The following is a 25,982-nucleotide window of genomic DNA, read 5'->3' on the forward strand; positions in this document are numbered from 1 at the left end:
GCCATGCTACGCGTAATCGATACCGAAACCTGCGGTTTACAGGGTGGTGTGGTTGAAGTGGCATCCGTGGATGTGATTGACGGGCAGATCCTCAATCCGATGAGTGATCTGATCTGCCCGGATCGCCCCATCAGCCGCCAGGCGATGGCCGTGCATCGCATCACTGAAGCGATGGTCGTGGGGAAACCCACCATTGAGCAGGCAATCGGTCGCTACCACGGCAGCCCCCATTACGTCGCGCACAACGCCAGTTTTGACAGGCGAATGCTGCCGGAAATGCCGGGGCTGTGGATTTGCACCATGACGCTGGCGCGTCAACTTTGGCCCGGTCAGAAATACGGTAACCAGGCCCTGCGTCATAGCCTGAAACTGGACGTCACCCCGCCCGCCAATTTGCACGCGCACCGCGCGCTGTACGATTGTTACGTCACCGCGGCGTTGCTGATTCGCATCATGGAGAAGTCTGGTTGGGATGCTGAGCAGATGGTCAGCCGTTGCCAGCCCGCACCGGTGGCCGATGATGTGTTCCCGTTTGGAAAATATCGCGGGCAAAGTATCGGCAGCGTGGCGCGCAAAGATCCCGGTTATCTGCGCTGGGTGCTGGAAAATGTGCGTGATTTGCGCCCACCACTGCGGCAGGCGCTGCGCAAGTACGTCAAAAATGATCAGTAGTCATGACGGTCTGGCAGAACACCCTGCGCCAGACCAATCAGGAAGGTAAACTCCTGCGCGACCCCTTCATAGGATTTAAAACGGCCTGATTTGCCACCGTGACCAGAATCCATATCGGTGCACAACAACAGCAACGTATCGTTGGTTTTTAGCTCGCGCAATTTCGCCACCCATTTTGCCGGTTCCCAGTACTGTACCTGTGAATCGTGCAGACCGGTGGTCACCAGCAAATGCGGATAGTCTTGTGCGGCCACGTTATCATACGGGCTGTATTGTCGGATGCTGTGATAATACGCCTCCTCCTCTGGATTGCCCCATTCATCATATTCCCCGGTAGTCAGCGGAATGGAAGGATCCAGCATGGTGGTCACCACATCCACAAATGGCACCTGCGCCACCACGCCGTGGTAAAGCTGCGGAGCCATATTGATCACCGCGCCCATCAATAACCCCCCGGCACTGCCCCCCATCGCGTATAACCGTTGCGGGTGACCAATTCCCTTCGCAACCAGCGCTTCCGTGACGTCGATAAAGTCAGTGAAGGTGTTCATCTTGTTGTGCAGTCGGCCATCGTCATACCATTGCTGACCCAGCTCGCCACCGCCCCGCACATGGATAATCGCATAGACAAAGCCACGTTCCAGCAAACTGATACGGCTGGTGCCGAAGCTGGCGTCCATGCTGCTGCCATAAGCACCGTAGCCATAAACCAGCATCGGGTTATTGCCCGTCTGGAAGTGCTTACGATGGTAGACCAGCGAAACCGGAACTTCCGTGCCATCGCGTACGGTTATCCAGTGATGTTCACTTTTATAATCATCCGGATTGAAACCCGGGACAGGCGTCTGCTTCAGCACACGCCGCTCGCCGCTTTCCATGTTGAGTTCAAATAACGTCGTTGGGGTGGTCATTGACGAGTAGCCGTAGCGCAGCGTATCGCTCTCCGGCGTTGGATTGTAGGCCAACCAGGTGACATAGGTGGGATCGTCAAAAGCAATGCCGGTGCTCTCACCGCTTTCCCAATGAATCTGACGCAGACTGGTCATCCCACGCGAGCGCTCTTCTACCACCAGCCAATGCTTGAACAGTTGAAAATCTTCCAGAACCACCTGATCGCGAGCCGGAATCAGCGTCTGCCAGCGATTTTCCGCCAACCAGGCGCTGCGGTATAAACCGAAATTCTTCCCTTCACGATTCGAACGAATATAAAACTGATGATTGTAGTGATCGATGGTGTATTCATGGTCGCGACGGCGTGGGCAAAAGACCTGGGGTTGAGCGTCAGGATATTCCGCATCGATCAGCTGAATCTCGCTGGTGGTGGTGCTAAACAGCGCAATCAGGATGAAGTGTTCAGAGGTGGTTTTGTGCACGCTGAGATGGAACGTATCATCCTTCTCCTCGTAGACCAGTTGATCATCAGATTGCGGATGCCCTAATTCGTGACGCCAGACCTGATAAGCCAGCAAAGTCTTGGGATGTTTACGCACGTAATAGACGGTACGCGAATCATTGGCCCAGGCGAGGCTGGAAGAGGCATCACTCAGCACCTCGGGATACCAGCTGCCGCTGACCAGGTTGCGAAAGCGAATGCCATACTGGCGACGAGAAAGAAAATCCTCCGCCAATGCCATCACCTGATTATCCGGGCTAATCGCCAGCGCCCCCATAGTGTAAAAATCGCTGTGCGACGCGCGCTGATTACCATCAAGCAGCAATTGCCATTCGGCATCGAGATCAGCTTCTTTCGGCTGGCGATAATAGGCCGGATATTCATTGCCGGTTTCATAACGACTCTGGTAACGGTAGCCGTTTTTCACGTAGGGCACCGAATGATCCTGCTGAGGAATGCGGTCGATAATCTCTTTCAGCACCCGATCCTGTAGTGGCGCCTGCGTAGCCATCATCGCTTTGCCATAGTCATTTTCAGCATGCAAATAGTCGATCACCTCGGGATTTTCCCGATCATCATCACGTAGCCAGAAATAATTGTCGGTGCGAGTTTCCCCATGCAGGGTCATTTGGTGAGGGACTTTTTTTGCCTGAGGATGATTCATAATGGTTCATTTCCCTGAAGAGACAACATTGTGCAAGCGTGGCACCGATCGCGCAGGAAGCCAAGCCATTGAGTACAAGGAAAATGTAAAACAAGGCCACCCAGGTGGCCTGTGCGGGGGTTAACTGGCGGGTAAGCTGGCTTTTTCAGCGGCGAGATCTTTTTGCATTTCGTCGCGTACATCCTGCGGGATCTTTAAGGCATCGCCCAATGCGGTCAGGTAACTGCGCTCCATAAAGTGGTCGACATCAATAGCTGCGCAACTGAGAAAATAGAGTTCCAGTGCCTCTTCTTCATTTTTCACATCAGCCGCCAGCCAGTGCGGATCGAGCGGGCGGTTCATCGCCTGCTGAATCAGGGCTTCCGCTTGCGCGCCGTAACCCGCCTGATGAATATTCTGCTCAATCGCCGCACGTTCACGATCGTCGATATGCCCATCACTCTTGGCCGCAAACACCAGGGCGGTGACCAACCTTTCAGCACGCTGATCCAGCGGCGTTTGCACCTGGCCGAAACCCGGTTGATCCTGATGGGTTTCACGTACCCGTTGCTTATATTTATTCCACAGCACGGCACCCGCTGCGGCTCCACCGCCAATAATCAACGCCTGCCCACCGTACTTGGTCAGCAACTTACGGGAGGATTTGCTGGCAATCAGCAAACCCGCCAGCCCACCTAACGCCCCCGGTGCCAGCATGTCGCTTAACCCGCTACCCCTACCGCTGCTTCCCTGCTTTTTCAGTACCGATTGAATTTGCTGCAACCAGTTATTCATCGTTTAACTCCTGTTTAAGAACCGGGTTTCACATGCTGCCGCAGTGGATGTCAGGAAACGTCAGAACGACGCAAAGTAAGGCAAACGTTGCCGTGCTGAAAAGATGAGAACGCAAACGTTTTCGTATATACTGCGCGCGCATTTTGACTGCTAAGGTGAAATTATGACGACTCTCGGAACCGCGCTGCGTCCTGCCGCAACGCGTGTCATGCTGTTAGGTTCAGGCGAGCTGGGTAAAGAAGTGGCACTGGAGTGCCAGCGTCTGGGTGTGGAAGTGATTGCTGTCGATCGCTACGCCGATGCGCCTGCCATGCATGTTGCCCATCGCAGCCATGTCATTAACATGCTGGATGGCGACGCATTGGCCGCGCTGATTGCCCAGGAGAAACCGGATTTCGTGGTGCCGGAAATCGAAGCCATCGACACCGAAAAACTGCTTGAGCTGGAGCAGCAAGGGCAAAAAGTGGTGCCCACCGCGCGCGCCGCGCGTCTGACTATGAATCGTGAAGGGATTCGTCGTCTGGCTGCCGAGGAACTGGCATTGCCGACTTCCACCTACCAATTTGCCGACAGCAAAGAAAACTTTGTTGCCGCCGCCAATGCCATTGGTTTTCCATGCATCGTCAAGCCGGTGATGAGTTCTTCCGGTAAAGGGCAGAGTTTTATTCGCGAAGCCAGCCAGCTCGACAAGGCCTGGGATTATGCGCAACAAGGTGGGCGCGCCGGTGCCGGTCGTGTGATTGTTGAAGGCGTGGTGAAGTTCGATTTCGAAATCACGCTGCTGACCATCAGCGCTGTCGATGGCATACATTTCTGTGCCCCGATCGGCCATCGTCAGGAAGATGGCGATTACCGTGAATCCTGGCAACCCCAGCAAATGAGCGACCTCGCCCTGCAACTCGCGCAAGCTATCGCGGAAAAAGTGGTTAAGGCACTGGGTGGTTATGGCCTGTTTGGCGTGGAATTGTTCGTGTGTGGCGATGAGGTGATCTTTAGCGAAGTGTCACCGCGTCCACACGATACCGGCATGGTAACGCTGATTTCTCAGGATCTGTCTGAGTTCGCGCTGCATGTCCGTGCCTTCCTCGGTTTACCGGTTGGCGGTATTCGTCAGTATGGCCCAGCGGCCAGCGCGGTGATTTTGCCGCAACTGGAAAGCACCAATGTACGCTTCGTAAATGTTGAAGCGGCACTGGGTGCGGGCTTGCAGTTACGTTTGTTCGGTAAGCCGGAAATCGCCGGTCAACGCCGTCTGGGCGTGGCGCTCGCCACCGGTGAGAATACCGATGACGCCGTTGCTCGCGCTATCAAAGCCGCAGCCGCGGTGAAAGTCGAAGGTTAACACCTGATGCGGTGAGCACCCGGCTCACCGCTCATCACTTATTTCGCGCCCGCTACCGCTTCGCGAGCCAGATGGGTAATACGATCCCAGTCACCCGCCTCCAGCGCATCGTTCGGCACCAGCCATGAGCCGCCAATACACAGCACGCTCTTCAGCGCCAGATAGTCACGATAGTTAGCCGGTGAGATACCGCCAGTTGGGCAGAAACGTACTTGTGGGAAGGGTCCGCCAATCGCCTGTAACGCTTTCACGCCACCGTTGGCCTCCGCCGGGAAGAATTTAAACTCGCGCAGACCATAGTCCATACCCGTCATCAGCTCGGATACGGTGCTGATACCCGGAATCAACGGCACCGGGCCTTCTACAGCCGCTTTCAGCAACGGTTCGGTGATACCGGGGCTGATGACAAACTGCGCGCCCGCGTCGGTCACTTCTTTCAACTGCTGGGGGTTGATAACGGTTCCCGCCCCGACAATCGCTTCCGGAACTTCTTTAATCATGGCACGCAGCGCATCCATCGCCACTGGCGTGCGCAGGGTCACTTCCAGCACGCGAACACCGCCCGCCACCAGCGCTTTAGCCATGGGTACGGCGTGTTCGAGTTTGTTTACCACAATGACCGGAACAACCGGTCCGGTGGTCAGGATCTGTTCTGCACTTGTTTTCCAGTTTTTCATCACGTTTCCTAAGGGTTTCAGTCAGGCCGTAGCTGGCCCGCAGGATGTTCCTGAGCATTACCATACAAGATCGGCGTGACTTACGTCTATCGGTGACGCCAGGTTTTTGAAACCACGGTTCAATTCAGGATGATGAAAAGGTTATACCGCCATGATCTCGCCGGAATCCGTTGCCAGCTGCACTCGCGTGCCATCCTGCCATTGTCTGGTACGCTTGCCGTTGCGGTCGATAAACACCGCTATCCCGCGTGCGGCGGCCAAAATCGCCGCATGAGATTGGGCATCGATGGTGGTAAAACAGACGCCCTCGGTCAGCATGCTGTCTAAGGCCATAATTTCCGAGGGCAAGAGATAATTAGCGATAATTAATGTGGGCGAATGCGCTGGCGGCAGAGTAAACAGAGGATGGCCGAGCAACAGCCCCAGCACCCGCATACCAACGTCATAAACATCGATATACCGTTCACGCAGATACGTATCCTCAATCGCCCGGTATTCATCGGCCATCTGGCTAATCACGCCAAGCCACAACTGCTCGACAGGTGCTGGTTGTTGCTCCAGCCGTTCAAGGGTGGTGTCGAACAACTCGCCATCTTCCAACATCATCTGGTGAGCGGAGAACATTGCCGCCTCATTGTCCGTCAGTTGCTCAGATGTGGTGGCAATCAATATCTCCAGTTCCTGCTTCGCCGCCGCAATCGCCTGACTCAGTCGGGCAATTTCGACGTCTTTTGCGGCCACTGCACGTTGCGTCAATTGTGGCAGGCCACGTTCGATGCGGCAGATCGTCACCGCCAGCACGCCGGACTTTTTTTTCACCACCGCCTCCGGCCCCGCGTTGTCATCGCCAAATTGCGTTGCTGCCAGCGCGGCAAATGCATCGATTGCCTGCTGCGCCTCAGGTCCATGAGCGTGCAACGTAATGACATCACCACATTTGATGCCCAACAGCGCCACATTGTTCATGCTCTTGGCATTCAACACACGGTCGCCATTGACGATTTGTACCTCCGCATCAAATTGATTCAGACAACGGGCAATCGCCGATGCCGGACGGGCGTGAATGCCGGTCGGATTGGTTATTGTCCAGGAAAAGCTTTTGCTGTCGTTGTGCGTGTCAGTTGGCCCCACCGGGAGCGGCATCGTTGGCAACGCCTCGCTCTGCCCCAACTGGGCGTACTTTGCTGTCAGCGCCTGATGTGCCTCTGCCATCACCTGTTCAACCGATTGCCCGGATGCCGCCGCGACCGCTGCCGCCACCGTGCCTTCCACCAGCGGCGCTGCGCAAATCTGCACCCGTGCCATCTTTTCCTCGCCAAGCAGCTCTTTCGCCATGTCGGTACTGAGGATCGCGCTTCCCATATCGACCATCACCAGCACATCGTCATCCAGCACCTCCTCAATGGCCATCATCACCGCGACCGGATCAGTACCAATCGGGTTTTCAGGATCATCAATGCCAGCCGCCAGGGCGAACTTTACTTTTCCCTGCGTCATTTGTGACGCCAGCTCAATCACGCCTTCAGCCAGCTTCCTGCTATGCGAAACCACCACAATATTAACCATAGTTGGATCACCTTATTGAGGACCACGTTTGTTAGCCAACAACCTCACAAAGTGTTTTAAATAACAGATAACTGGAGGTCGCACCGGGGTCCTGGTGTCCGATAGAACGTTCACCAAGATAACTGGCACGCCCTTTTGCGGCCCGCATCGGAATGGTGCTTTTCATCGCGGCCTCGGCCGCCACTAATGTGCTATTCAATGCACTGGTTAGCGGAGCTTCCTGCTGGGTTTGCAACGATGAAACAATGGCCGACAATGTATCCACCATGGTTTTATCACCCGGGTGTGCCATCCCGCGTGCGATGATACGCTCCGTGCCTTCGCGGTACAGGTTGTATAAATCCGTCACCGTTAATTCTTCTTTCGCCATGACACATTCGGCGGCTTTCAGGAAAAAAGTGCCATAGAGTGGCCCGCTGGCACCGCCAATGCTCGACAACAACACCATCCCGGTATTTTTCAAAATGGTGCCAATATCCTTATCTTCCAGCGTCGGCAGTTTCTCTTTGACCTTTTTGAAGCCACGATTCATGTTCAACCCGTGATCGGCATCGCCGATTTCGCGGTCCAGATTGGTCAGAAACTCTTGCTGCTGCTCAAAAACCGTTGCTGAGGCATCCAGCCAATCAATCACCTGTTTTTTGCTTACGACCATTGTTATCCCCCACAGAATGCTCTCTTCCCGCGTCACAGCGGCCTGGCTTTACTGACCAGACCGCGACACCAGGTTACATTTTCCAGCGTAGCGCTGGGGTGCTGACCGGAAAATCCCACAACGTCAGCATCTCTTCGTCGACTTTCAACAGCGTGATCGATACCCCCTGCATGTCGATGGAGCTACAGAACGTCCCCACCAGGTTGCGGGCGATATGGATGTTGCGCGCGGTCAGGATTTCTGCCGTTTTGCGGTACACCGCATACAGCTCTGATAACGGCGTGCCACCCAGCCCATTGACCAGCACAATCACGCTGTCCTGTTCATTTAACGGCTCGGTAGTCTGGCTGTTTTCCACCCACTCGCCTTTATCACCGTCCCACTGCCGCAACACGCGACTGTAGGGCGTATTGTCGAGAATTTCGTTGAGCATCTCTGTGACCAGGGTATCGCAGTCACTGTACTTCTCGCGGCGGATACCCGGTTCACCGTGGATACCAATACCAAATTCAATTTCATCATCAGCTAAATCAAAACTTGCCCGGCCCGCAGCGGGCACCGTACAGGCCGACAGTGCCACGCCGATTGAACGCCCACGGTTACTAATACGCGTCGCCAGTTGCACGCATTCATCCAGGCTGTAACCCTCTTCCGCCGCTGCGCCCAGAATTTTCTCTGCCAGCACCGTCGTGGCAACACCACGACGACCTGCGGTGTACAGGCTATCTTTCACCGCCACGTCATCGTCAATCACCGCCACCTGTACCGGAATGCCCTCGCCATGCAGCAATTCAGCGGCGGTTTCAAAGTTAAGAATGTCGCCGGTGTAATTTTTAATCAGCAACAGGATGCCGTTATCGCTGTTGACCTTTTGCGCGCATTCGTACATCTGATCGGGGGTTGGCGAGGTAAAAATATGTCCAGGGCAGGCACCGTCCAACATGCCAAAACCGACAAATCCACCGTGCATCGGTTCATGCCCTGACCCACCACCGGAAATCAGTGCAACCTTCGGTTTATCGGTGCGGCGACAGACATAGAAAGGTTCGATATTGACCGTTAATTCCGGATGCGCCAGGGCAAAGCCTTCAAGTTGTTCCCTGACAACATCATCAACCTTGTTGATTAACTTTTTCATCAATCTTTCCTCGTCATGTCCCCAGGCCGGTGCGGCCTGGGGGCGACTGTTATGGGGTAGTTAAGAGAGGTAATAAGAATTTGTATAATAGAGAGCCGACCGCACCGCCAATTAATGGACCGACAATCGGCACCCAGGCATAGCTCCAATCGGAACCGCCTTTGTTTTTAATCGGCAATAACGCATGCGCGATACGCGGGCCAAGGTCACGCGCCGGGTTGATCGCATAGCCGGTAGGTCCGCCTAATGACAAACCGATACTCCACACCAACACGCCGACCGCATAAGGCCCAAAACCACCGGCAATACCGTTGTGCGAGTTGAAAATCGCCAACACGCCGAATACCAGCATCGCAGTACCGATAATTTCAGTGACCAGGTTCCATTTATAGTCGCGGATAGCAGGACCGGTACAGAAAGTGGCAAGAATTAAGCCGGGATCATCGGAAACATCATAATGGCGCTTATACGTCAGCCAGACGAGGATAGCGCCAAGAAACGCCCCCACCAGTTGGCCGAGCATGTAAACCAGCACCATTCCCGATGGAATGCCCCCCTGAAGCCAGACAGCCAATGTCACTGCCGGATTGAGATGCGCGCCGCTGATCCAGCCGACGGCGTAAACAGCGACCGTCACCGCAAAACCCCACCCTGCGGTAATCACAATCCAGCCGCTACTTCCTCCCTTGGTTTGTTTTAAGACCACGTTGGCCACCACACCGTCGCCAAGCAGAATCAACAGCATGGTGCCGACCATTTCTGATAAAAAGATGTTCATCTTCCTTTCCTTTTATTAACAGTTGATATAACTGGTCGTCTTATGCAAGAACATGCTGAGAATAGAAAGGGAGAAAAAGGCTGTAAAAAATATTTTTTTGTTTAATTCAGAAACGTTATTTTTTCCGGGAAGGTTGCAAAAAGAAACATAATGACGGATGAAAACAGGGTTATTTGAACCCGGTCATACTGTATTCAAAGATGTGAGACATTTCACATCAGTTGTTTAAATAAATAAAAAACAAATTAAATACAATTGGTTAGTTTAAAATAATAGTGAACATTGATGCGGGAAACTATTTCCAGATCGCTGTCACAATTTGGCACGCTGCTTTACCGGGAAGCGTCAAAATACACTACATATAGCGTTATGCTCCGCGCCAGTGATCGGCTCTTACCCTGACAGACTCAATTAATAGCTGGGCCATTTTCAGCAGGAAGGCAATGCATGCGTCTCAATATGAAAGCAATATGGCGGGCATTCATCGCCAAGGATCCGGAGTTATATAACAACCTCACCAGTCTGGACCGCCCGGACATCAAACCCTGGCTGAAACAATCCTGGCTGCGTTGCCGACGCCTGTTGCGTCACGATCACTGGCCACAACAACTTTATGCCCGAGGCATAACCTTTGAGTCGCTGTGCCGCAACCAATCCGAAATGCTGAATATCTCATCCCCCATCATCGAAGATATTTTCGAATATCTTGATGCGCCGGATTGCGCCATCTTCGTGACCGACGAAACCGGTTGCACGTTGAAGTTTTATGCTACGCCGTCGATGGCGATCAGGCTGGCACCGCTCGGGATTCGCGAAAGCATTTATTGGCGCGAAGGCATGATGGGCAATAACGCCATCTCCAGCGCATTGTTGTTGCATGAAACCCTCAGCATCAAGGGCTATGAACATTTCAACCGACATCTGCACCCGTTTGAGATCTGCGCCGCACCGGTGTTCGGCAGCGACAGTACGCTGATGGGGGCGGTGGGGATTATTTTACTTAGCGCTCAGGAGAGCGCCCCGGCGCTGGGGTTGGCGCTGGTGCATTCCATTGAGCAACAGATCACCGCCAAACTGAATACCGATTTGATTCTGGCTGAGTCCAATCAACATCTCAGCGAAGTCCACGCCCTGCTGGATGGCGTGGAGGAAGGGGTACTGGCATGGGATAATAAAGGCACTATCCTCTATCTCAATATCCACGGTAGCGACTTGTTCGGGGTCAAAAGTGAAAAAATTCTCGGCAAAAATATTCACGATATCATCAAGCTACCGCAAAGCATTCTCAATGCGATCGCTCACAATCGTGAGGTTGATCTATTTGAAACCGCCATCGAATTTGCGGGTTCCTTCATCTCTCTGGCGATTTCACTGAAAATCGTCAAGGGACCGAACAATACCTCGGATCGTTATATCGCTCTGATGCACCCGATTGATCGCATCCGCGAGTTGGTCCATCGCCATAGCGGTATTGGTGCTCGGCTCACCTTTGATGACCTTGATTATGTCGGCACCTCAAATACCATTCGCCGCGTGGTGCGCCTGGCGCAACAGGCGGCGAAAGGTCGAGGTTCGGTGCTGCTGCATGGTGAGGAAGGGTTGGGTAAGTCCTATCTGGCTCAGGCCATTCATAATGCCAGCGAGCGTCAGGATAAGCCCTTTATCACCATCAACTGCCAGGCAATCCCGCGCGAAACCATGACCAGTGAGTTTCTCGGCGGCATCGTCAATGGCGACAAACATGTGATCTCAAAGTTTGAACTGGCCAAAGGCGGCACGCTTTTGTTGGAGAATGTGGAGTACCTGACCACCGAAGTCCAGACCGCCCTGCTGCAACTGCTGAAAACCGGCTTGCTGAGTAAGGCCAACCAACTGCTGGTACCGTTGGATGTACGGCTAATCACCACCACCAGCGTCGATATTAATCAGTACGTGGATGAAAACCGTTTTCGCCGCCATTTGCTGTATGAATTGCAGTCGTTCGATATCCATATCCCCCCTTTGCGCGAACGCAGTGAAGATATTCCGGCGCTGATTAAACGTTATCTGAAGATCATGAGCCGTGAAGTCGACAGCAATCTGTCGTTGTCAGAGGATGCGCTGCAACTGTTGACGCGTTACAGTTGGCCGGGAAATAACCGCGAGTTACGCAATGTGCTCGAGCGGGCTTTTAGTTACAGCGATGGCGCGGTAATCCGCGTCAAAGATATTCCCCTGGCGCTGATTGAACGTATTCGCGATCTGGCCACGCTCCCGCCGTCGAATGGTTTGCATAGCCTCATCGATATGGAACGTGATGCGTTAATTAAAGCCGCCGTCCAGTGTCAGGGCAAAGCCATAAAGATTACTCAGACGCTGAAGATCAGCCGCACCTCATTATGGCGCAAGCTGAAAGCTTTCAATATTCATCTGGAGGATTATAAATCACGTTGAGTTAAGGCATATTGCGTAGCGGCACGATTTATCGTGCGCGTTTTTCACGCACGAAATTGCGCGAAAAATCGCGCCGCTACCATTCTGTTACTCGAACTCGTTCCAGGAACGACCGTCGCGGGTGATCATCGCCACAGAGGCAACCGGTCCCCAGGTACCTGCCTGATAAGGTTTCGGTGCATCCGCATCGGCGCTCCATGCGTCCATGATGGAGTCAACCCAGGTCCATGCCGCTTCCACTTCATCACGACGCACAAACAGCGCCTGAATGCCACGCATGGTTTCCAGCAGCAGGCGCTCATAAGCATCCGCCAGATGGGACTGATTGAAGGTTTCAGAGTAGCTGAGGTCCAGTTTGGTGGTCTGCAATTTGTGTTTATGATCCAGACCCGGCACCTTGTTCAGGATCTCGATATCCACACCTTCATCCGGTTGCAGACGAATCGTCAGCTTGTTCTGCGGCAATTCAGCGTAGGAATCTTTGAACAGGTTCATTTCCGGGTTCTTGAAGTAGACCACCACTTCAGAACACTTGGTCGGCAGACGCTTACCGGTGCGCAGGTAGAACGGCACGCCTGCCCAGCGCCAGTTGTCGATATCGACACGGATCGCCACGAAGGTTTCGGTCGCGCTCTGCTTATTCGCGCCCTCTTCCTCCAGGTAGCCAGGGACTTTTTTACCCTGGACGAAACCGGCGGTGTACTGGCCACGCACGGTTTTGTCGCGCACGTTGCTCTGGTCGATACGACGCAGCGAACGCAGCACTTTGACCTTCTCATCACGAATCGCATCGGCGCTCAGATCAGACGGCGGTGACATGGCGATCATGGTCAGGATTTGCAGCAGATGGTTCTGGATCATGTCACGCATCTGGCCTGCTTTGTCGAAATACCCCCAACGGCCTTCGATACCAACCTCTTCAGCCACGGTAATCTGTACGTGGTCGATAGTGCGATTGTCCCAGTTATTCACAAAGATCGAGTTGGCAAAACGCAAGGCCAGCAGGTTCAATACCGTTTCTTTACCAAGGTAATGGTCGATACGGAAAACCTGGCTCTCTTCGAAGTATTTACCGACGCTGTCGTTAATCTCCTGAGAGGTTTCCAGTGAGGTGCCCAACGGCTTTTCCATCACCACGCGTGCCGGTTTGGCGTTCAGTTTGGCTGAACCCAGACCTTCACAAATCGCACCAAAGGTGCTCGGCGGCATCGCGAAGTAGTTAATGGTCACGCGATTTTTCTGGTCGAGCATTTTGCCCAGACGAGAGAAATGCGAGGTGTCGTTGACGTCGAGGTTACAGAAGTCGAGACGGCTGCTGAGTTTGTCCCACAGCGCTTCGTCGATCTTCTCTTTCATGAAGGTTTCCAGCGCTTCACGTACCACTTTGGTATACGCGTCTTTGTCCCACTCCGCGCGCCCCACACCAATGATCCGTGTGGTTTCGTGAATCTGACCGGCTTTTTCCAGCTGATACAGTGAAGGCAACAGTTTCCGGCGCGCAAGATCGCCTTTGGCACCGAAAATCACCAGATCGCATGCCTGGGCTGTTTGTGTTACCGCCATTTTCCTCTCCTCGTTGCAGGATATACCCGGTCGAGCGTCCTCATTTACCGGGTCCTTATTGTAATTTTCTTACAGCACAATGTACTTTTTTCCCGGTTCCAGGACAACCCGAACGGGGGTGTTGCATCAGATAACTCTGCACGCCATTTGCGACTAACGTGTGTTGTCGCGTGCGCTTTCGGCGCTTTTTTCTGTTTCGCGATTTGTCGGGGAAAACCTGGTGCGCGTCAAAGTATGACAAAAAAATCACGTTTACATTTATCCGCTACTGCGTGCGACCGCAGTTTACACGGTATATTGTTCTGAACAGAGCGCCCTTTCATCCAGGAATGAAATTGGCAAAAGTGGTGAGTGGTCATCGGGTTATCAATATGCTGGAACAGATTAAGGCGCAATTACCGACGCTGAGCAAATCGGAACGAAAAGTCGCAGAGCAAATCCTTGCTGCACCTCAGGAGGCGATGCATTCCAGTATCGCTACGCTTGCGCGTGCCGCACAGGTTAGCGAGCCAACGGTGAATCGCTTTTGCCACCGTATGGGTACGCGCGGGTTTCCGGATTTTAAACTGCAACTGGCACAAGGTTTAGCGAAAGGCCCGAACTGGGTCAGCCGGGGTGTGGAAGAAAATGACAGCGTCGAGCGCTACAGTCAGAAAATTTTTGATTCGGCGTTGGCCGGGTTAAGTCGCGTAAGCCAGCAACTGGATATGGCGGTGATTCATCAGGCGGTAAAGGCGCTGACACGGGCGAATAAGATTGCATTTTTTGGTCTGGGAGCCTCCGCCGTCGTGGCCCATGATGCCACCAATAAGTTTCTGCGTTTTAATCTGCCGGTCATCTGGTCAGAGGATATTGTGATCCAGCGCATGAGTTGCATAAATAGTGGACCAAATGACGTTTTTGTTCTCATATCACATACTGGTCGAACCAAAAATATGATAGAACTGGCTCGCCTGGCGCGTGTAAACGCTTCCACCGTTTTGGCTATCACCTCTCCCGGTTCACCGCTTGCAGCAGAAGCCACGCTGGCGCTGACGCTCGATGTCCCGGAAGATACTGATATCTATCTGCCGATGGTTTCCCGCCTGGCACAATTGACCCTGGTCGATGTCCTTGCAACGGGTTTTACCCTTGAGCGTGGCGCCTCTTTTCGCGAAAATCTGAAACGAGTGAAAGAGGCGCTGAGAGATTCGCGCCTGGAGAAGCATGTGCAGCAGGAAATCAATGCACAGCAAAATAATTAACATCGCATTCACATGTGAGTCGAATCACAGCCCATCGATCATATAGAATAGTGACCACAACGTGTCCAGATGACAGGGACACGATACTTAGTCAACGGAGTCCTTCATGTCCAGACGTCTCAGAAGAACCAAGATCGTAACAACCCTCGGCCCGGCAACCGATCGCGATAACAACCTCGAAAAAATCATTGCGGCAGGTGCGAACGTTGTTCGACTAAACTTCTCCCACGGAACCCCGGAAGATCACCAGCTACGCGCAAATAAAGTGCGTGAGATTGCGGCCAAACTGGGTCGCCATGTCGCCATTCTCGGCGATTTACAGGGTCCTAAAATTCGTGTTTCGACCTTCAAAGAAGGCAAAGTGTTCCTCAATGTCGGCGACCGTTTCCTGCTGGATGCCAGCCTGGGTAAAGGTGAAGGCGACAAAGAGAAAGTCGGCATCGACTATAAAGGTCTGCCGGCGGATGTGGTGCCAGGTGACATTCTGCTGCTGGACGATGGTCGCGTGCAGTTGAAGGTGCTGGAAGTTCAGGGCATGAAAGTGTTCACCGAGGTGACCGTCGGCGGCCCGCTTTCCAACAATAAAGGCATCAACAAACTGGGTGGTGGCCTGTCAGCCGAAGCGCTGACCGAGAAAGATAAGGCCGATATCCTCACCGCAGCAAAAATTGGCGTAGATTATCTGGCCGTCTCTTTCCCGCGTTGCGGCGAAGATATGAACTATGCGCGCCGTCTGGCGCGTGATGCCGGTTGCGATGCCAAACTGGTCGCAAAAGTGGAACGTGCTGAAGCGGTTGCCACGCAGGAAGCGATGGATGACATTATCCTCGCCTCTGACGTTGTGATGGTGGCGCGCGGTGATCTTGGCGTGGAAATTGGCGATCCGGAACTGGTCGGTATCCAGAAGGCACTGATTCGTCGTGCGCGTCAGCTGAATCGTACCATCATTACCGCGACACAGATGATGGAGTCGATGATTACCAACCCGATGCCAACCCGTGCAGAAGTTATGGACGTGGCAAACGCTGTGTTGGATGGCACCGACGCGGTAATGCTGTCAGCAGAAACAGCTGCCGGTCAGTACCCGGCGGAAACCGTGTCTGCGATGGCAAAAGTGTGTCTGGGTGCGGAGAAAATCCCAAGTGTCAATGTGTCCAAGCACCGTCTTGAAGTGCAGTTCGACAACATTGAAGAAGCCATCGCCATGTCTGCCATGTACGCCGCAAACCATTTGCAAGGCGTTACCGCGATTATCACCATGACTGAATCTGGCCGTACCGCGCTGATGACCTCCCGTATCACCTCCGGTCTGCCGATCTTCGCGATGTCACGTCATGAACGCACTCTGAACCTGACTGCGCTTTACCGCGGTGTAACGCCGGTTTACTTTGACAGCAACAATGATGGTGTTGCCGCTGCGCACGATGCCATTAACCTGCTGCGTGACAAAGGTTTCCTCGTTTCAGGCGACCTGGTGATTGTCACCCAGGGTGATGTCATGGCGACCACAGGCACCACCAATACCAGCCGTGTACTGCGCGTAGATTAATTACGCCCTCTGACAGCGGCTGTAACATTATGGACAACGCGACTGCTTCGGCAGTCGCGTTTTATTTTCTCTGTCAAGGAGGCCAGATGGCCCGCTATCAACCGATAACTCAACTCACCGGGCGCGTGCTGCTGTTTCCGCTGGCGTTGGTGTTGTTCGAGTTTGCCACCTATATCGCCCACGACATGATTCAACCCGGTATGTTGTTGGTGACGCAAGAGTTTCAGGTCGGCCCGGAATGGGTATCGACCTCACTGACGGCTTACCTGATGGGCGGCGTGGTGTTGCAATGGCTGCTTGGGCCGCTCTCCGACAAATATGGTCGACGGCCCGTATTGCTGTTCGGCATCCTGTTCTTTGCCGCCGCCTGTATGCTGACCACGCTGGTGCAGAACATCGAACAATTCGTAGCACTGCGTTTTATTCAGGGGATCAGCCTGTGCTTTATCGGCGCGGTCAGCTATGCGGCGGTACAGGAGGCTTTCGCTGAAGCGCTTGCCGTGCGCATGATGGCGTTAATGGCCAATGTGGCTCTGCTCGCCCCGTTAGCAGGACCGCTGGCGGGGGCCGCCTGGCTCAGCGTTGGCGACTGGCGCAGCATGTTCTGGTTATTCGCCGCCTGTAGCATCGTGGCGTTTGTGGTGTTGTGGCGCATCATGCCGGAGACGGCCGGTGATCGTAGCCATTCCATTGCCCTGCCGACGCTGGCGCGTGGCTATGGTCGTCTGGCGCGTGACCGCCAGGTGATGTATGGCTCTTTCGCCATCGGTCTGGTTTTTATCCCCATCCTGACCTGGGTAGCGTTATCCCCGGTGATCCTGATGCATGATGAAGGGTTATCTCGCCTGCATTATGCCTTGCTGCAATTACCGGTATTCCTCGCGATGATTGCCGGAAACCTGACGCTCGGTAAGCTGGCCGGTCGGGTGCCGATTGAGCAACCGGTAAAATTTGCCGCATGGCCAATTTTGCTTGGTCTGAGCATTGCGCTGCTGGCGAACCTGCTCAATAGCCACAGCTACCTGCTGCTGACGGCAGGATTGAGTTTGTACGCTTTTGGTGCCGGGATGGTTAACGCCGGTTTGTACCGTCTGACGCTGTATGCCAGCAACGAAGGGAAAGGCAGTATCGCCGCGATGCTCGGGATGATCAGCATTCTTACCCTGGCGATAGGTATCGAGCTGGCAAAAAGTGGTTATTTCAGCGGGGGTACACCGTGGTTCAGCGCGATTAACTTTATCAGCGGAGTGATGTGGTTTGGCCTGGTCACGCTGTTCCTGCGTGAACGTAAACGCCGTAGCCAGCTGGCTGAGGTGTGATTAATCAGGCGTTGAGTATCTGGCAAACATTATTCAACGCCTGAAATTGATCATATTTGCAGCGAAAAATTTCGCTTAAGATAATTGATGAAAAGATTTCATGATAGTGCAGTGAACTTTATTTTTGTGTATTTTATCGCCAACCTTATCATTAACTCAAATAGCCCGTGGACGTGCATAAAAATAAAATTTACTGCACAATGGCCGACTCCAATTAATTCGCAGCGGAAATTAACGCGCCAGACCCGGTAAAAAAGGTCCTTCCTGCTTCGGGCACGAAAAACCATCTAACCTTCTGCTTATAAACATAATTATTTAACTACGCCCGTTTACTCATCAGGCGATCGGTTATTATCGTCCCAAAAACACATTTTATTAGTTAATTTTACTGAAGTCTCACCTGACATTTTCTTATCCAAAAACTTACACTTGCCTGACACTTTACTGCGCATTAGGCTGTGCCCGCTGTTTAAGGATTAACGTAATTCAACACGGGATATAAAATGAAAAAAACTACTGTTGCGGTAATGATGATGGCCGCACTTTCAGGGAGCGCTTACGCTGAATCTGCGCAATTTATGCCAAACTTTTCAGCGGATAGCGTAAGTGTTGCAACCTCTATCGGGATGCTGGGCGGGAAATCGAAAGAACTGGTTTATGACACCAGCAACGCACGTAAAATTAGCCAGCTCGACTGGAAAATTAAAAACGTGGCGATCCTGAAAGGTGATTTCTCCTGGGATGCCTTCTCCTTTCTGACCCTGAACGCGCGTGGCTGGACCTCACTGGCTTCCGGTTCTGGCCATATGGATGACTACGACTGGCAGAACGCTAACCAGTCAAGCTGGACCGATCACTCATCACACCCCAGCACAGACGTGAACTACGCCAACGAATACGACCTGAATGTTAAAGGTTGGTTCTTGCAGGGTGATGATTACAAAGTGGGTGCTGTCGCAGGTTATCAGGAAACGCGTTTCAGCTGGACCGCGACCGGTGGTTCCTACAATTACGATAACGGCGCATTCCAGGGCAACTTCCCGAACGGTCAGGCAGGCATTGGCTACAGCCAGCGCTTCTCTATGCCGTACATTGGGTTAGTGGGCCAGTACCGTATCAACGATTTTGAATTCAACGCACAGTTCAAATTCAGTGATTGGGTTCGCGCACACGATAACGACGAACACTATCTGCGTGATTTGACCTTCCGTGAGAAAACATCGAACTCACGTTACTACGGCGCGTCAGTAGATGCGGGTTACTACGTCACTGCGAATGCGAAAGTGTTTGCTGAATTCACTTACAGCAAATATGAAGAAGGGAAAGGCGGTACTCAGGTGATCTACACCCCTACCGGCGAATCAGCCTCTTATGGCGGTGATGCTGCGGGTATCTCCAACAAGAACTATACCGTTACTGTTGGTCTGCAATATCGCTTCTGATGCAATGAACCTGTCGGGAGCACATCCCGACAGGTTTTTCCGTTATTTGCGTGGGTAAAGATCTTTACGCACGTAGGGTTCAATATCCCCCTCTTTGCGCGTCTTCAGTAATTTCAGAATCCAGGTGTACTGCTCGGGATGAGGACGGACAAAAATCTCCACCTCCTCATTCATACGCCGCGCCAGGGTTTTATCATCGGCATCCAGCAGATCATCCATCGGCGGACGGACATAGACCTCAAGACGATGCGTTTCGCTGTTATACACCGGAAACAACGGCACCACGCGCGCACGACACACCTTCATCAGACGCCCAACGGCAGGTAATGTCGCTTTATAGGTGGCAAAGAAATCGACAAACTCGCTGTGCTCGGCACCGTGATCCTGGTCCGGCAGATAATAGCCCCAATAGCCCTGGCGCACCGAGCTGATAAAGGGTTTGATACCGTCGTTACGCGCATGCATGCGGCCACCGAAACGGCGACGCACGGTGTTCCACACATAATCCATCAGTGGATCGCTTTGATTATGGAACATCGCCGCCATCATCTGACCTTCAGACGCCAGCAGCATGGCAGGAATATCAACACCCCAGCCGTGTGGCACAAGGAAAATAACGTTTTCGTTATTGGTCTGTAACTGATCGATAATTTCACGACCATACCAGTCAACACGCTGACGCACGCGCGCCGGGTCGCGGATGCCTAATTCGGCCATCATCACCATCGCCTGCGGCGCAGTGGCAAACATCTGGTCGACAATGGTTTCGCGTTCCGCTTCGCTTAATTCAGGCAGACAGTAATAAAGATTGATCAATGCACGACGACGCGCGCTTTTCGCCAGCTTTCCAGCCAGTTTGCCCAGACCACCCAGCACCGGATCGCGAACTTTAGCAGGCAACATCGCCATGCCAGCAAGCGCCCCAATCGCCAGCCAATTGCCCCAGTATTTCGGCTTTAAAAAAGAACGTTGAAAAACGGGTATAAACTCAATGTTATTTTTTTTACGGGTTTCCATGCACTCGCCTCTGACAATGACCGGTCAATAATAGTGACGATGACTAATTTTGCAATCTTCGTGCGTCAGATAGCAAAAAACCGACGAAGAATCCGTCGGTTTTTACTCACTACTCGCGATAAAGCGTTATTTCAACGCCAGCTGTGGCAGGTACGATTTCACATCCGCCAGATAGCTGGTCCGTTCTTTACCGGTCAAACCTTCCATACGTGGCAGCTTCGCTGTCAGCGGATTCACCGCCTGATTATTGATCCAAATTTCATAGTGCAGGTGTGGGCCGGTTGAACGCCCGGTATTACCGGAGAGGGCGATACGATCGCCGCGTTTCACTTTCTGGCCCGGTTTCACCAACACTTTGCTCAGATGCATGTAGCGCGTCATATACTGACGACCATGTCGAATCGCCACGTAATTACCAGCGGCACCGCCATTCTTTGCCACCACCACTTCACCGTCGCCCACCGCCAGGACCGGCGTGCCAATCGGCAATGCAAAGTCGACACCACGGTGCGGCGCAATGCGACCGGTGACCGGATTCAGACGACGCGGGTTAAAGTTGGATGAGACGCGGAACTGCTTCACCGTTGGGAAACGCATAAAACCACGCGCCAGACCAGAACCATTGCGATCATAGAATTTGCCGTCTTCGGCGCGGAACGCATAGTAATCCTTGCCACCAGTTCGCAGACGAACACCGACCAATTGGCTTTGTGCGCTTTTACCGTTCAGCATTTCACGAGACATCAGCACGCTGAACTGATCGCCAGCACGCAGCTTGCGGAAATCCATCTGCCACTGCAACGCCTTGATCACATTGCTGGTTTCCGCACTGGTTAATCCGGCACTGCGGGCGCTGGCGGCAAAACTGCCACGCACTTCACCTTTCAGCACGCTGTTCTGCCATTCACCCTTTTGCAGCTCCTGCTGCATTTTATAGCTGCCATTCGGCTGGCGCTCATAACGACGGGTTTCACGGCGATCCATTTCCCAGCTGAAGGTCTGCAACTGACCGTCGGCATTCAGTGTCCAGCTCAGCTGCTGTCCCACGCGCAGACCGCGTAGATCTTTGTCGCTGCTGACCAGGGCATTGATGTCGCTCAGATCGATACCGTATTGATTCAACGCGCTACTCAGGGTATCCCCGGAAGATACGGTGTAATCATGGACGTTCGGATTTTCCGGTACGTCTTTATCGATATCATCCGCAGGAATATCTTCTTCCGGTTCCGGCTCAGGCGCGGTCTGATCGATCGGCTCACTGGCTTCCGGCAACAGATGCGGGGATTCGAACTTGTCCAGTGTGATGCTTTTAACAACCGGCGTATCGTCACTGGGATGATAAACATAGGGCCGCCATACTGCGACGGCCAGAGTGATAACAGTTAATGACCCCAGCATAACGCGGTGGGGGCGCGGCAAATTATTAAATGCGAGGGCGACAGAGCGGGCTATCTGCTGCACTTTTACCTATTCCTCTATGCTCCATTCAGGCAGCTTGCATACTGGCTCGACAACTGTGAGAGGAATTTCACGTAGCTGTCTTTGGTTAAGCTGATCCCCATGCCCAACGGATCCAGGGTGCCTTTACGCACATTGGTTCCCCGTGACACTGCATCGATGACTGCTGGCCTGAATTGTGGTTCAGCGAAAACGCATGTGGCTTTCTGCTCAACCAACTGTGTTCGTATCTGATTTAAACGCTGTGCGCCCGGTTGGATCTCAGGATTGACGGTAAAATGCCCTAATGGTGATAAACCGTAATGTTTCTCAAAGTAGCTATAAGCGTCGTGAAAAACGAAGTAACCCTTATTCCGCACCGGCGCGAGCTGCGCGCCAATGTGTTTGTCGGTATCCGCTAATTCTGCCTCGAACTGATGCAGGTTTGCGTCTAGTTTGGCCTTGCTTTGCGGCATAAGTTCCAATAATTTCCCATGGATTGCAACCGCTGATTGCCTTGCTATCTCTGGGGACATCCACAAATGCATATTAAACTCACCGTGATGGTGATGTTCATCAGACACGTCTTGTTGACCAGACTTTACTGATTCCTTACTCAACTCTGCATCATGTTCGTGCTCGTCATCATCGATACCACGAATCAAAAGTGGTTTAACTCCTGCAATATCAGCAATTTCGAGGTTTTTATTTGCCGGAAGTTGCGCCGCCGATTTAGTCAGGAACGCCTCCATTTCAGGGCCAACCCAAACCACTAAGTCCGCGTTTTTTATACGTTTTACATCTGAAGGGCGTAGTGCATAATCATGCTCAGACGCACCATCCGGCAAAAGTACTTCAACCGGCGTGACGCCATCGGCGATCGCAGCGGCAATGAATCCAATGGGTTTAATCGAAGCAACAACCGCAGCCGATGCTGGCAGAGCAAAAGAAGCAGCCATTGCTGCCGCAGGAAGGGTAAAAGCAAGGCGCTTTTTAATGTGTAACATAATGCGTCATTCCATCGTGACCAGTTGATGGAATGTGATATTATAACATCCGAAATTCTGTGCAACCTGTAAATATCATGCCTTCACTTGTTACGCTCGAAAACATCTCTGTGAAATTCGCTCAGCGTCCGGTACTTGCGGGTATCAGCCTCAAACTGGAGCCGGGAAGAATTTTAACGTTACTTGGCCCTAACGGTGCCGGGAAATCGACCCTGGTGCGCGTCGTGCTGGGTCTGCTGACGCCCGATAGCGGCGAAGTGAAACGCGACGCCAATTTACGTATTGGTTATGTGCCGCAAAAGCTGCATATCGACCCTACCCTGCCGATTAGCGTCGAACGCTTTATGCGTTTATCGCGTGGCAGTCGCGCCGATGCCATCCTGCCAGCGTTGAAGCGCGTGCAGGCGGGCCATCTGTTGCACGCACCGTTGCAGAAATTATCCGGTGGTGAAACCCAACGAGTCCTGCTGGCCCGCGCGCTGCTCAGTGACCCGCAATTGCTGGTACTGGATGAACCGACACAAGGGGTGGATGTGAATGGTCAGGTCGCGCTGTATGACCTGATTGACCAACTGCGCCGCGAGCTTAACTGCGGTGTGCTGATGGTCTCGCACGATCTGCATCTGGTTATGGCAAAAACCGACGAAGTGCTGTGCCTCAATCATCATATCTGCTGTTCCGGCACCCCGGAGGCGGTATCGCAACACCCGGAATTCATCGCCATGTTTGGTCCGCGCGGTGCACAGCAACTGGCTATCTATCGCCACCATCATAATCATCGTCACGATTTACAGGGACGCATCGTTCTGCGCAAAGGAAACGGCCCGTCATGATTGAACTGTTATTACCCGGCTGGCTGGGTGGTGTGTTTCTGGCACTGGCCGCCGGTCCCCTCGGCGCTTTTGTCGTCTGGCGCCGTATGTCCTATTTTGGTGACACCCTGGCGCACGCGTCACTGCTTGGTGTGGCATTCGGCCTGCTGTTTAACGTTAACCCCTATTATGCGGTGATCGTGGTCACGGTCTGCCTCGCGTTGGGGCTGGTGTGGCTTGAGCGGCGTCCTCATCTGGCCATTGATACCCTGCTGGGCATTATGGCGCACAGCGCGTTATCGCTGGGCCTGGTGGTGGTCAGCCTGATGTCCGGGGTTCGCGTTGATTTAATGGCGTATCTGTTCGGTGACCTGCTTGCAGTCACACCGCAGGATTTGTGGATGATGGGTGGGGGTGTGGCGATTGTGCTGGCGGTGATGGCATGGCAGTGGCGTTCTTTGCTGTCAATGACTATCAGCCCGGAGCTGGCGCAGGTCGACGGTGTCAATATTCAACGTACACGTCTGATGTTGATGCTGGTCACCGCGCTGACCATTGGCGTGGCGATGAAATTTGTCGGTGCGCTGATTATTACCTCATTGCTGATCATCCCGGCGGCCACCGCACGCCGCTTTTCCCGTTCGCCTGAGCAGATGGCGGGGTTTGCGGTAATCATCGGTATTCTCGCGGTGACCGGCGGTTTAAGCTTTTCAGCGTTGTACGACACGCCTGCCGGTCCTTCGGTGGTGCTCTGCGCAGCCATGCTGTTTATCATCAGCATGGCAAAAAAACCGGCGTCCTGACGCCGGTTTACTCTTCGCGCGAAATGCCGAAGTGACGATACGCATGCTGCGTTGCCATACGGCCACGCGGCGTGCGTTGAATGAACCCTTGTTGGATCAGGAAGGGTTCAATCACATCCTCAATGGTTTCACGCTCTTCACCGATGGCAGCAGCCAGGTTATCCAGCCCCACCGGCCCGCCCATAAACTTATCGATAATCGCCAGCAACAGCTTACGATCCATATAGTCAAAACCCTGGCTGTCGACATTCAGCATATCCAGCGCGCTGGCGGAAACGTCTCCACTCATGTTGCCATTGGCGCGTACTTCGGCAAAGTCACGCACACGGCGCAGCAGACGGTTCGCAATACGTGGTGTACCGCGTGAACGACGGGCGATTTCCAGCGCGCCTTCCTCACTTAATGTCAGGCCAAGACAGGCCGCGCTACGACCCACAATATGTTGCAGGTCAGCCACGTTGTAGAACTCAAGGCGCTGAACAATGCCAAAGCGATCGCGCAGCGGCGAAGTCAATGAACCCGCACGCGTTGTGGCACCAATCAGGGTAAAGGGAGGGAGATCCAGCTTGATCGAGCGCGCAGCCGGGCCTTCGCCAATCATAATATCCAGCTGGTAATCTTCCATCGCCGGATAAAGGACCTCTTCCACCACCGGTGACAGCCGATGGATCTCATCGATGAACAGCACATCATGCGGTTCAAGGTTGGTCAGCATCGCCGCCAGATCCCCTGCTTTCTCCAGCACCGGCCCCGAAGTGGTGCGCAGATTGACACCCATTTCATTGGCGACAATGTTTGCCAGCGTGGTTTTGCCGAGGCCCGGGGGACCAAAAATTAACAGATGATCGAGCGCATCACCGCGCAACTGCGCAGCCTTGATGAAGATCTCCATCTGTTCACGCACCTGTGGCTGACCGACATATTCTGCCAGCAGCTTAGGACGGATGGCGCGGTCAAGACTCTCTTCTTCGTTGACACTGCCGGCCGAGACCAGGCGATCGGCTTCAATCATGCATTACCTCAAATGGCTGCGCGCAGGGCTTCACGGATCAGGGTTTCACAATCCGCATCGGGTCGGCCAATTTTGCTGACCATACGGCTGGCTTCCTGCGGTTTATACCCCAGCGCTACCAGCGCCGCAACCGCTTCTGCTTCGGCGTCGTTGTTCTCTGGTGCCGCAGATGGCGTGGTCAGGGTAAAGGCGTTATCACCACCAAACAGGTCGCCATGCATCCCTTTGAAGCGGTCTTTCATCTCGACAACCAGACGCTCGGCGGTTTTTTTCCCGACGCCGGGGAGTTTCACCAGCACCGCAATCTCTTCTTTTTCCACGGCGGTAACGAACTGCTGAGCCGACATGCCGGAGAGGATCGCCAGTGCCAGTTTTGGCCCCACGCCGTTGACCTTGATTAGCTCGCGGAATAGCGCTCGCTCCTGCTTGCTGTTAAAGCCGAACAGCAGTTGCGCATCTTCACGCACCACGAACTGGGTGAAGATGATGGCTTCCTGATTGAGTTCAGGCAGCTCATAGAAGCAGGTCATTGGCATATGCACTTCGTAACCGACACCGTGCGCCTCAATCAACACCAGCGGCGGCTGTTTTTCCAGAATATTGCCTCGTAGACGACCAATCACCTGAACGCTTCCTTATTTGTATGAACCCGTATGGCGGCTATTTATAACATAAAAAAGGCTGG

22 protein-coding genes are annotated in these 25,982 nt (G+C 53.4%); 9 read left to right on the forward strand and 13 right to left on the reverse strand.

Going from position 1 to position 25,982, the window contains the following annotated elements; translation table 11 throughout:
• The first annotated feature begins 3 nt into the window (after nt 1-3).
• Entirely contained in the window at nt 4-672 is a 669-nt protein-coding gene (gene exoX, locus AC6I8T_RS11910) for an exodeoxyribonuclease X (RefSeq protein ID WP_497833891.1), read from the forward strand.
• Here the strand turns inward: exoX and AC6I8T_RS11915 are convergent.
• The gene (locus AC6I8T_RS11915) at nt 666-2,729 is read right to left on the reverse strand and encodes a S9 family peptidase (protein WP_497833892.1); all 2,064 of its coding nucleotides are present in this window, start codon (nt 2,727-2,729) and stop codon (nt 666-668) included. The genes exoX and AC6I8T_RS11915 overlap by 7 nt on opposite strands.
• 120 nt (nt 2,730-2,849) lie before the next feature.
• On the reverse strand, nt 2,850-3,503 hold the full coding sequence (locus AC6I8T_RS11920) for a tellurite resistance TerB family protein (RefSeq protein WP_497833893.1): 654 nt from the start codon (nt 3,501-3,503) through the stop codon (nt 2,850-2,852).
• 163 nt (nt 3,504-3,666) lie between these two features.
• Between AC6I8T_RS11920 and purT the strand changes: the two genes are divergently transcribed.
• On the forward strand, nt 3,667-4,845 hold the full coding sequence (gene purT / locus AC6I8T_RS11925; RefSeq protein ID WP_497833894.1) for a formate-dependent phosphoribosylglycinamide formyltransferase: 1,179 nt from the start codon (nt 3,667-3,669) through the stop codon (nt 4,843-4,845).
• Between the two features lie 38 nt (nt 4,846-4,883).
• Here the strand turns inward: purT and AC6I8T_RS11930 are convergent, their stop codons facing one another.
• The 5 genes from AC6I8T_RS11930 to AC6I8T_RS11950 form a co-directional block, all read right to left on the reverse strand.
• Nucleotides 4,884-5,522 (reverse strand): bifunctional 4-hydroxy-2-oxoglutarate aldolase/2-dehydro-3-deoxy-phosphogluconate aldolase, encoded by a 639-nt coding sequence (locus AC6I8T_RS11930; protein WP_208724168.1) that lies wholly within the window; start codon nt 5,520-5,522, stop codon nt 4,884-4,886.
• Between the two features lie 141 nt (nt 5,523-5,663).
• Nucleotides 5,664-7,088, reverse strand: a complete 1,425-nt coding sequence (dhaM, locus tag AC6I8T_RS11935) for a dihydroxyacetone kinase phosphoryl donor subunit DhaM (protein ID WP_497833895.1) — start codon at nt 7,086-7,088, stop codon at nt 5,664-5,666.
• Nucleotides 7,089-7,119: 31 nt separating this feature from the next.
• Nucleotides 7,120-7,743, reverse strand: coding sequence for a dihydroxyacetone kinase subunit DhaL (dhaL, locus tag AC6I8T_RS11940; RefSeq protein WP_208724166.1), 624 nt, complete (start codon nt 7,741-7,743; stop codon nt 7,120-7,122).
• 73 nt (nt 7,744-7,816) lie between these two features.
• Entirely contained in the window at nt 7,817-8,881 is a 1,065-nt protein-coding gene (gene dhaK / locus AC6I8T_RS11945; RefSeq protein ID WP_208724165.1) for a dihydroxyacetone kinase subunit DhaK, read from the reverse strand.
• A gap of 49 nt (nt 8,882-8,930) precedes the next feature.
• The gene (locus AC6I8T_RS11950) at nt 8,931-9,659 is read right to left on the reverse strand and encodes an MIP/aquaporin family protein (protein ID WP_208724164.1); all 729 of its coding nucleotides are present in this window, start codon (nt 9,657-9,659) and stop codon (nt 8,931-8,933) included.
• A 447-nt stretch (nt 9,660-10,106) separates the two neighbouring features.
• Between AC6I8T_RS11950 and dhaR the strand changes: the two genes are divergently transcribed.
• Nucleotides 10,107-12,092, forward strand: a complete 1,986-nt coding sequence (gene dhaR / locus AC6I8T_RS11955) for a dihydroxyacetone kinase operon transcriptional regulator DhaR (RefSeq protein WP_208724163.1) — start codon at nt 10,107-10,109, stop codon at nt 12,090-12,092.
• Nucleotides 12,093-12,179: 87 nt separating this feature from the next.
• On the opposite strand, the gene zwf is transcribed toward dhaR, so the two are convergent.
• Nucleotides 12,180-13,655 carry a glucose-6-phosphate dehydrogenase gene (zwf, locus tag AC6I8T_RS11960; RefSeq protein WP_021182969.1) on the reverse strand — a complete coding sequence of 492 codons (1,476 nt, stop codon included), beginning with the start codon at nt 13,653-13,655 and terminating at the stop codon, nt 12,180-12,182.
• Between the two features lie 365 nt (nt 13,656-14,020).
• On the opposite strand from zwf, the gene AC6I8T_RS11965 reads away from it, so the two are divergent.
• The 4 genes from AC6I8T_RS11965 to AC6I8T_RS11980 all read left to right on the forward strand — a co-directional run bounded on the left by AC6I8T_RS11965 (nt 14,021) and on the right by AC6I8T_RS11980 (nt 19,209).
• The gene (locus AC6I8T_RS11965; protein ID WP_200864652.1) at nt 14,021-14,899 is read left to right on the forward strand and encodes a MurR/RpiR family transcriptional regulator; all 879 of its coding nucleotides are present in this window, start codon (nt 14,021-14,023) and stop codon (nt 14,897-14,899) included.
• 106 nt (nt 14,900-15,005) lie between these two features.
• Complete coding sequence (gene pyk / locus AC6I8T_RS11970; protein WP_021182967.1) at nt 15,006-16,448, forward strand: pyruvate kinase; 1,443 nt, start codon at nt 15,006-15,008, stop codon at nt 16,446-16,448.
• Between the two features lie 86 nt (nt 16,449-16,534).
• Entirely contained in the window at nt 16,535-17,767 is a 1,233-nt protein-coding gene (locus AC6I8T_RS11975; RefSeq protein ID WP_208724161.1) for an MFS transporter, read from the forward strand.
• Between the two features lie 503 nt (nt 17,768-18,270).
• Nucleotides 18,271-19,209: an omptin family outer membrane protease gene (locus tag AC6I8T_RS11980; protein ID WP_021182964.1), complete on the forward strand. Its 939-nt coding sequence runs from the start codon at nt 18,271-18,273 to the stop codon at nt 19,207-19,209.
• A 42-nt stretch (nt 19,210-19,251) separates the two neighbouring features.
• On the opposite strand, the gene lpxM is transcribed toward AC6I8T_RS11980, so the two are convergent.
• From lpxM to znuA, 3 genes are all read right to left on the reverse strand, one after another.
• Nucleotides 19,252-20,226: a lauroyl-Kdo(2)-lipid IV(A) myristoyltransferase gene (gene lpxM / locus AC6I8T_RS11985; protein ID WP_208724159.1), complete on the reverse strand. Its 975-nt coding sequence runs from the start codon at nt 20,224-20,226 to the stop codon at nt 19,252-19,254.
• 126 nt (nt 20,227-20,352) lie between these two features.
• Nucleotides 20,353-21,687, reverse strand: coding sequence for a murein DD-endopeptidase MepM (gene mepM / locus AC6I8T_RS11990; RefSeq protein WP_208724158.1), 1,335 nt, complete (start codon nt 21,685-21,687; stop codon nt 20,353-20,355).
• 14 nt (nt 21,688-21,701) lie between these two features.
• On the reverse strand, nt 21,702-22,670 hold the full coding sequence (gene znuA, locus AC6I8T_RS11995; protein ID WP_208724157.1) for a zinc ABC transporter substrate-binding protein ZnuA: 969 nt from the start codon (nt 22,668-22,670) through the stop codon (nt 21,702-21,704).
• Between the two features lie 77 nt (nt 22,671-22,747).
• On the opposite strand from znuA, the gene znuC reads away from it, so the two are divergent.
• The gene (gene znuC, locus AC6I8T_RS12000; protein ID WP_036624966.1) at nt 22,748-23,503 is read left to right on the forward strand and encodes a zinc ABC transporter ATP-binding protein ZnuC; all 756 of its coding nucleotides are present in this window, start codon (nt 22,748-22,750) and stop codon (nt 23,501-23,503) included.
• Nucleotides 23,500-24,285, forward strand: coding sequence for a zinc ABC transporter permease subunit ZnuB (znuB, locus tag AC6I8T_RS12005; RefSeq protein ID WP_497833896.1), 786 nt, complete (start codon nt 23,500-23,502; stop codon nt 24,283-24,285). The genes znuC and znuB overlap by 4 nt, the downstream gene beginning before the upstream one ends.
• A gap of 7 nt (nt 24,286-24,292) precedes the next feature.
• Here znuB and ruvB read toward each other — a convergent pair whose 3' ends face one another.
• Together ruvB and ruvA are read right to left on the reverse strand one after the other, a co-directional pair.
• Entirely contained in the window at nt 24,293-25,297 is a 1,005-nt protein-coding gene (gene ruvB / locus AC6I8T_RS12010; RefSeq protein ID WP_021182958.1) for a Holliday junction branch migration DNA helicase RuvB, read from the reverse strand.
• Between the two features lie 8 nt (nt 25,298-25,305).
• The gene (ruvA, locus tag AC6I8T_RS12015) at nt 25,306-25,920 is read right to left on the reverse strand and encodes a Holliday junction branch migration protein RuvA (protein WP_013509467.1); all 615 of its coding nucleotides are present in this window, start codon (nt 25,918-25,920) and stop codon (nt 25,306-25,308) included.
• Nucleotides 25,921-25,982: the final 62 nt, after the last annotated feature.

It is taken from the genome of Pantoea sp. X-Soil-OKNW-556, from assembly GCF_059730695.1.

What these genes read in the sequence shown, in the direction of transcription:
- znuA (WP_208724157.1), bottom strand. Translation starts at nt 22,670, where the DNA reads ATGTTACACATTAAAAAGCGCCTTGCTTTTACCCTTCCTGCGGCAGCA.
- AC6I8T_RS11975 (WP_208724161.1), top strand. Translation starts at nt 16,535, where the DNA reads ATGGCCCGCTATCAACCGATAACTCAACTCACCGGGCGCGTGCTGCTG.
- dhaM (WP_497833895.1), bottom strand. Translation starts at nt 7,088, where the DNA reads ATGGTTAATATTGTGGTGGTTTCGCATAGCAGGAAGCTGGCTGAAGGC.
- znuC (WP_036624966.1), top strand. Translation starts at nt 22,748, where the DNA reads ATGCCTTCACTTGTTACGCTCGAAAACATCTCTGTGAAATTCGCTCAG.
- pyk (WP_021182967.1), top strand. Translation starts at nt 15,006, where the DNA reads ATGTCCAGACGTCTCAGAAGAACCAAGATCGTAACAACCCTCGGCCCG.
- zwf (WP_021182969.1), bottom strand. Translation starts at nt 13,655, where the DNA reads ATGGCGGTAACACAAACAGCCCAGGCATGCGATCTGGTGATTTTCGGT.
- AC6I8T_RS11980 (WP_021182964.1), top strand. Translation starts at nt 18,271, where the DNA reads ATGAAAAAAACTACTGTTGCGGTAATGATGATGGCCGCACTTTCAGGG.
- lpxM (WP_208724159.1), bottom strand. Translation starts at nt 20,226, where the DNA reads ATGGAAACCCGTAAAAAAAATAACATTGAGTTTATACCCGTTTTTCAA.
- dhaL (WP_208724166.1), bottom strand. Translation starts at nt 7,743, where the DNA reads ATGGTCGTAAGCAAAAAACAGGTGATTGATTGGCTGGATGCCTCAGCA.
- dhaK (WP_208724165.1), bottom strand. Translation starts at nt 8,881, where the DNA reads ATGAAAAAGTTAATCAACAAGGTTGATGATGTTGTCAGGGAACAACTT.
- znuB (WP_497833896.1), top strand. Translation starts at nt 23,500, where the DNA reads ATGATTGAACTGTTATTACCCGGCTGGCTGGGTGGTGTGTTTCTGGCA.
- AC6I8T_RS11950 (WP_208724164.1), bottom strand. Translation starts at nt 9,659, where the DNA reads ATGAACATCTTTTTATCAGAAATGGTCGGCACCATGCTGTTGATTCTG.
- ruvB (WP_021182958.1), bottom strand. Translation starts at nt 25,297, where the DNA reads ATGATTGAAGCCGATCGCCTGGTCTCGGCCGGCAGTGTCAACGAAGAA.
- dhaR (WP_208724163.1), top strand. Translation starts at nt 10,107, where the DNA reads ATGCGTCTCAATATGAAAGCAATATGGCGGGCATTCATCGCCAAGGAT.
- exoX (WP_497833891.1), top strand. Translation starts at nt 4, where the DNA reads ATGCTACGCGTAATCGATACCGAAACCTGCGGTTTACAGGGTGGTGTG.
- purT (WP_497833894.1), top strand. Translation starts at nt 3,667, where the DNA reads ATGACGACTCTCGGAACCGCGCTGCGTCCTGCCGCAACGCGTGTCATG.
- AC6I8T_RS11920 (WP_497833893.1), bottom strand. Translation starts at nt 3,503, where the DNA reads ATGAATAACTGGTTGCAGCAAATTCAATCGGTACTGAAAAAGCAGGGA.
- AC6I8T_RS11915 (WP_497833892.1), bottom strand. Translation starts at nt 2,729, where the DNA reads ATGAATCATCCTCAGGCAAAAAAAGTCCCTCACCAAATGACCCTGCAT.
- AC6I8T_RS11930 (WP_208724168.1), bottom strand. Translation starts at nt 5,522, where the DNA reads ATGAAAAACTGGAAAACAAGTGCAGAACAGATCCTGACCACCGGACCG.